The sequence below is a fragment of the Streptomyces sp. NPDC059740 genome, assembly GCF_042733155.1.
GTDB lineage: Bacteria > Actinomycetota > Actinomycetes > Streptomycetales > Streptomycetaceae > Streptomyces.
In genome coordinates this window covers 709,094-715,093 of sequence record NZ_JBHWGP010000001.1, presented here as the reverse complement: position 1 = coordinate 715,093, position 6,000 = coordinate 709,094, and the positions used below count along the sequence as shown (strand labels likewise).

Here is a 6,000-nt window from a genome sequence, read left to right as displayed (position 1 = left end):
AGCTTCCTGCGGCCCTGAGCCACCGTCCGGGTCTTGCGGACCTCGAACATCGCACCCCTTGAACTGGGGTGTTGCGACGATCGCTAGAACTCAAGCCGTCCGCAGCGGGGCCTTCGCGTCGCCGGCCGCGCGGCGGCCGCCGGCGGGACGTCAGGCGTCCAGCACCTCGCCCTCGCGGCGCACCACGGGCGGCAGCACGCTCCAGGGGAAGTTGATCCACCGATCCGTCTTCTTCCACACGTACTCGCACTTCACCAGCGACTGCGGCTTCTCGTAGATGACGGCGCTGCGCACCTCGGCCACGTGGTCCTGGCAGAAGTCGTGCACCAGCTTCAACGTCCGCCCGGTGTCGGCGACATCGTCGGCGATCAGCACCTTCTTGTCGGAGAAGTCGATGGCGTTGGGCACCGGGGCCAGCATCACCGGCATGTCCAGGGTCTCGCCGACGCCGGTGTAGAACTCCACGTTGACCAGGTGGATGTTCTTGCAGCCCAGCGCGTAGGCCAGTCCGCCGGCGACGAACACGCCACCGCGTGCGATCGACAGGACGATGTCCGGCTCGAAGCCGTCGTCCGCAACGGACTGCGCGAGTTCGCGGATAGCGCGCCCGAAAATCTCGTACGTCAGGTTCTCGCGCTCGTCACTCACGCGTTCCTCGCCACTCACGTGTTCCTCGGCTCCCTGGCCTCGATGTCGTCCGGTCCGTCCCGGCAACCCCACCGACCGCCACCGACAGCCGCAGGGCGCTGCCCTCAGACCTGCGTACGGTGGAAGTTCTTGTACGACCGCGACGGCGTCGGCCCGCGCTGCCCCTGGTAGCGAGAGCCGTACCGCTCCGAGCCGTACGGGTGCTCCGCCGGGGAGGTCAGGCGGAACATGCAGAGCTGCCCGATCTTCATCCCCGGCCACAGCTTTATCGGCAGGGTCGCCACGTTGCTCAGCTCCAGCGTCACATGGCCGCTGAAACCCGGGTCGATGAACCCTGCGGTGGAGTGCGTCAGCAGTCCGAGCCTGCCCAGGCTCGACTTCCCCTCCAGCCGCGACGCGATGTCGTCGGGCAACGAGACGACCTCGTACGTCGAGGCGAGCACGAACTCACCGGGATGCAGGATGAACGGCTCGTCCCCCTCGGGCACCACCTCACGGGTGAGGTCGGGCTGCTCGACGGACGGGTCGATGTGCGGGTACCGGTGGTTCTCGAACACCCGGAAGTAGCGGTCCAGCCGCACGTCGATACTCGACGGCTGCACCATCGACGCGTCGTACGGGTCGACACGCACCCGCCCGCTGTCGATCTGGGCCCGAATGTCCTTGTCAGAGAGAAGCACCCCACGAGGATACGCGTCCCTGGTGAGGCCCCCGAACGCCGCGGGCGCCCCCACCTCGCAGTACGCGGACGGCTGCGACGCGTGACGCGCCCGGGCCCCTGCGCCCGGCTCCAAGCCCCTCGGCACGCTGAGCCCCGCCCTCGGCACGCCGGCCCCCGATCCTCAGCACGGAGCCCGGCCTTCCGGACGCCTCGGGCGTCCGGAGACCGGGCTCCGGCGGTGTTACGAAGGTTCCGCGCTACCCGCTAGCGCTTCTCCCCCTGGACCGGGACCGCATGCCGCAGCCGCGCGCAGCGCGGGCACCGCAGCAACCTGCCGGGACCGAGGCGGTCGGTGGTCTGCAAGGGGAACGAAGCGGTGCTGAAGACATGCCCTTCGGCACAGCGGACGACGGTGGGCTCCATCAGGTCCCTCTCCCAACTGCGTGGACGACAAAAGCCACATTAGGGGATGACCTGGACGCCACCGACAGCGGCACTCCGCCCGCCACGCTACGCCCCAACTCCCGCTACCCGCAGCCGCCTCACACACCCGTCACCAGCCCCGCACCCACCACGAACCCCAACACCGACCGCCGGCGCGTGAGACACCACCACCGCCAGGGGGAGGCCGCCCCGCCCCGACGAAAGCCCGGCAGCCTCAGCGGCCCTCCCCGGAACACGACGAAGCCCCCGGTGCATCACACGTCGCGTGCACCGAGGGCCGACCATGAGGTAGAGTGACCAACGCTTAGACGCTCTCCATGAGCGCCTCAGGCGGGTGTAGTTTAATGGTAGAACATGAGCTTCCCAAGCTCAGAGCGCGAGTTCGATTCTCGTCACCCGCTCCGTGACAAAGGCCCAGGTCAGTGACCTGGGCCTTGTTTGTTGTCTGGGCCTCTTCGGGTACTGCGTGCCCTCCGCGTGCCCAAGTCCGTTTCGCGAGCCCCGCCAACTGCACCCACAGCCGTTCCCCCTCACCCCACTCATCCCGCATAGCGAGACGCGGTCCAAGTGACACGCAGCACAGCCTGGCGGGGCAACGCTAATGCACACCCGCAAAGCCACCCCTGCACGCACAGGCGTGCTGCGCGACGGCACCATCGATTTCCCTCCGCACCCTCCGATACAGGTGACCACTTCCAGCCACCCTCGCCCGAACCTGCTATATCCCACGACCGCCTTGTCACGATGTGCCCGCACGCGGCGTATCCGGTCACCGTGGCCGACTGGAGGGGAGGACGAAGTACGTGAGTGAATTCTTGGAACTGGGGACAGTCGCAAGCGCTGAGAGCTCGTAACACGATCTTGGTGGAACGTGCTGGTTGGCCGTGACCGGTATGAGGATTCGACCGTTCGTGATGGTGTGAGTACTCGGCTGCGGATGGTGGACGACGACTTGTGGGCGCTGATCGAGCCTCTCCTGCCGCCTTGGCCGGAGCGGTCGCCGGGGCCGCGGCCGGTGTAGGACCGGCTCTGTCTGCAGGGCATCCTGTTCGTCCTCTACAACGACATAGCCTGGCAACTCCTGCCGCTGGAGCTGGAATTCGGCTCGGGGCAGACGTGCTGGCGCCGCCTGGACCGGTGGCAGAAGGCGGGGGTCTTCGACCGGCTGCACCAGGTGCTGCTCGCAGAGCTGAACGCGGCCGGCGAACTCGACTGGTCCCGGGCGTGCGTGGACGGCTCCCACATCCGCGCGAAAAAGGGGGTGCCGACACCGGCCCGTCGCCGGTCGACCGGCGACGGGCCGGCAGCAAACACCATCTGATCTGCGACGGACGCGGCACCCTACTCAAGGTCATCACGACGGCGGCCAACGTCAACGACGTCACCCAGATCCTGGCCCTGGTCGACGGCATCCCGCCCGTCGCAGGCCGCCGCGGCCGGCCCCGCCGACGACCCGAGGCCCTGCTCGGCGACAAAGGCTACGACTCCAACCCCAACCGCGACGAGCTGCGTCGCCGACGGATCCTGCCCGTCATCTCACGCAAGGGATCACCGAACATCAAGGGCATCGGCAAGCTGCGATACGTGGTGGAGCAAAGCTTCGCCCTGCTCCACCACTTCAAACGCCTCGCCGTCAGATGGGAACGACGAACCGAACTCCACAACGCCTTCGTCTCTCTCGCCTGCAGCCTCATCTGCTACCGACGCCTCAAGAACGCCCACTCGTGATCGTGTTACGAGCTCATAGCAGCCTAACTATTCTTTGAGGCCAGCGTTCATGAAATCGACCACCTCGCTCACGCTGACCACCCAGTCCGAAATGTCATTTCCATCCTCGTCGACTACTTCGAAATCATCGACGTAATCCCACGGCCTCGCCGGGTCGAACGGTTCAGTCAGTTCATCGAGAAAGACCATCTGATTCTGCACATGAATGGTGTCGCCGAATCGGTACATCGGCCACACTGCGATGAAGTTTGCATGCTCGGGATTTGAAATGGAAGTAACGAGACACGAGGTGATGACACTCTCAGAAGTGACTCGCGCGAGGGCGGAAGCCCAGGAGGACTCGTAGTCAGAAATCTGCCAGAATCCGACCTCTGCGTGGAACGTCTCGCCGTGTTCTCCTAGTGTGATCTCTCCTACGGCGACTGACGGGTCGTAGTCCGCGACTTGACCCGTGAAGGCAATAGAGAAACTGGCCATGTTCCTAGTCCTTAATTCTGGTCAGATTCCACGAGTAGGTCCCGATGCGCTTTCCGCGCCGATTGAAGACCTTCCAGCCGTCGCTGACGTTGTGTCCATCCACATCAGGAGTTATATACTCTTTTCCGTTCGAGTATACGGGCTGACCGTGCGAGTTGAATGGAGCCTTCTGTGGTGCTATTCGTTGGCCGTAGCCCAGGTTTTTGGCCTGGTCCCCGAACTCTTGTTTTGTCTTGGGGGCGGCGGGCTCCCCGTTTCCTCCCGAACCCTTGCTCCCGCCACCTGAGTGGTCGTTACCGTTCCGGAGCATGACGTGGTCGGGGCCAGCGGCATCCACGGCCAAGGCGCCTATGCCAGCTGCGGCTGTCGCGCTCCCTGTGACGACAGCGGAGGTGGAGACTACATCGAGTGGAACGCCGACGATTGACCCAACGCCTGTAGCACTGAGGAGGGTTCCCGCTCCGTCTCCCAAGCCACCGGCCGCGGCCAGAAGCATCCCGCCACCTGCAGCTGCAGCCTCGCCGGGATGGTTGAGCGCAGCGTTGCCAAAGGAGGCCACGTCTTCGAGGACGGTCGTCCCGACGTCAGCTGCGAAATGTCCGACCCCGGAAAAGAAATCCCCCACACGGGAGAGGAACCCCGGCTTGGGGGGAGCCTGGTCTCGCGCCTTGCCGATCGCGCGAGCGGCGACACTTCCAGCTGACTCCAGCTGGGACCTGGCACTACTCAGAGTGTGCTGTGCAGTTTCGTGGTAATCTTCTCCCGCATTCCATTCCCGTATCGCCTGCGATGCCTGACCTTGCGCCCATTCGAGAGTTGAAATGTATCGATCCAGGGCACTGGCCGCCTCACGGAAAGCGTCCCCCGCTTTTATCCATTCCGTTGGCTGCCCGTCGAACGCCGCCCGGAAGGCGTCGGCTGCATCGCCACTCCAACCGTCACTTGTGTTTACCTTGGAGAGACCCTTCCCTGCTTCCCATAGGAGTGAGGCATATCGCAGGAGCGCCCCTTCCGCCTCATACAGGGAATGGGGATTTCCAGGAATAAGATCCTCTGGCTTCTGCGTGTCGCCGAGATCTGTCATCAGTGCTCCCCGGGGTCCCTCTTGCGGCTCGCCAGTATTCCCTGCATCTCTCCGTGAGCGTGCTCGTCGACCTCTCGGTATGCCTTGACGTTGTGTGCCAGTCGCGCGCTGACCTCGCGACCGTCTTTGGCCAGATTATCGACACCCACCTTCCAGCGCCCCAAGAACTCCCCAAGCGTGGAAGCCAGGGCTTCATGGCCTACGGCGGAAGGCTCGTGCGGAATATCGCCAACGTTTTCACTTGCAACAAGATCCAAGGTGCCGTTGACTCCGGCAGAGGCTTGTTCCAGTGCGTTCAAGTCCACTGAAAAGCCCTTCGCCATGATCCCCCTCACAGTCGTTTTCACTCTAATTTCGATCTTCCGTGGCGGTCCACCGGTGGAGTCGGTGGACCGCCACGAAAGATCGACTGCGCTATTGAGCAGCGTAGTCGATATCAACGCGCGGAGGGGTGCCACAAAAAAGACTTAGTCACTCGTCTCGCCCCTGTCCACGACTGGACTGCACCCACGCCGCTGTGCTGTCTCCTGGCGCGGTCGAAGAGGCCGAGGACACGACGGGCCCTCGGGCAGAAGGGGCCGGGGCGGCAACGAAGTCTTCCCAACGCAGATGCGCCTGCCGTCTCCGGAGTCAGGTCACGCGCCAGTGGCATCAGAAGACGTCCGACGCAGTGGACTTGCCCCCGCAAACGTGTCATGCGGCGGCACGAGTTACCGGCCCACGGGGCACCGTCAAACGACGATGTCGCAGTTGCTGGCGGCGTTTTGATGGGGCGTGCCCCATCCGTGCCCTGCAGACCGGGCAACACCGGTCCCCAGGGGTGCGACGAGACACCAAAGTACACTCCAGGAGAAGAGCGTTTCCGCAGGTCAAGCGGCCTAGAACGCCCCAGCCCTCGTTGATTCCCAAGCTCAGAGCGCGAGTTCGATTCTCGTCACCCGCTCCATAGCGAAGGCCC

General features: G+C 64.4%; 5 protein-coding genes, 1 tRNA gene and 1 pseudogene. 2 read left to right on the top strand and 5 right to left on the bottom strand.

What is annotated here, in order from left to right; translation table 11 throughout:
* Nucleotides 1–150: 150 nt before the first annotated feature.
* Both ACFV3R_RS02840 and dcd read right to left on the bottom strand, forming a co-directional pair.
* The gene (locus ACFV3R_RS02840; protein WP_385574160.1) at nt 151–648 is read right to left on the bottom strand and encodes a phosphoribosyltransferase; all 498 of its coding nucleotides are present in this window, start codon (nt 646–648) and stop codon (nt 151–153) included.
* A 104-nt stretch (nt 649–752) separates the two neighbouring features.
* A complete protein-coding gene (gene dcd / locus ACFV3R_RS02835; protein ID WP_385574156.1) occupies nt 753–1,328 on the bottom strand; it encodes a dCTP deaminase in 576 nt (191 codons plus the stop codon).
* Between the two features lie 755 nt (nt 1,329–2,083).
* On the opposite strand from dcd, the gene ACFV3R_RS02830 reads away from it, so the two are divergent.
* A tRNA-Gly gene (locus tag ACFV3R_RS02830) sits at nt 2,084–2,154 on the top strand.
* Between the two features lie 536 nt (nt 2,155–2,690).
* Nucleotides 2,691–3,481 (top strand): annotated as a pseudogene (locus ACFV3R_RS02825) (IS5 family transposase).
* A gap of 27 nt (nt 3,482–3,508) precedes the next feature.
* On the opposite strand, the gene ACFV3R_RS02820 reads toward ACFV3R_RS02825, so the two are convergent.
* From ACFV3R_RS02820 to ACFV3R_RS02810, 3 genes are read right to left on the bottom strand one after another with little or no spacing between them, the layout of a single operon-like run.
* Nucleotides 3,509–3,958 (bottom strand): hypothetical protein, encoded by a 450-nt coding sequence (locus ACFV3R_RS02820; RefSeq protein ID WP_385574149.1) that lies wholly within the window; start codon nt 3,956–3,958, stop codon nt 3,509–3,511.
* A 4-nt stretch (nt 3,959–3,962) separates the two neighbouring features.
* Nucleotides 3,963–5,042 (bottom strand): putative T7SS-secreted protein, encoded by a 1,080-nt coding sequence (locus ACFV3R_RS02815; protein WP_385574145.1) that lies wholly within the window; start codon nt 5,040–5,042, stop codon nt 3,963–3,965.
* Entirely contained in the window at nt 5,042–5,365 is a 324-nt protein-coding gene (locus ACFV3R_RS02810; RefSeq protein ID WP_385574141.1) for a hypothetical protein, read from the bottom strand. Before ACFV3R_RS02810 ends, ACFV3R_RS02815 begins: the two co-directional genes overlap by 1 nt.
* Nucleotides 5,366–6,000 lie beyond the last annotated feature (635 nt).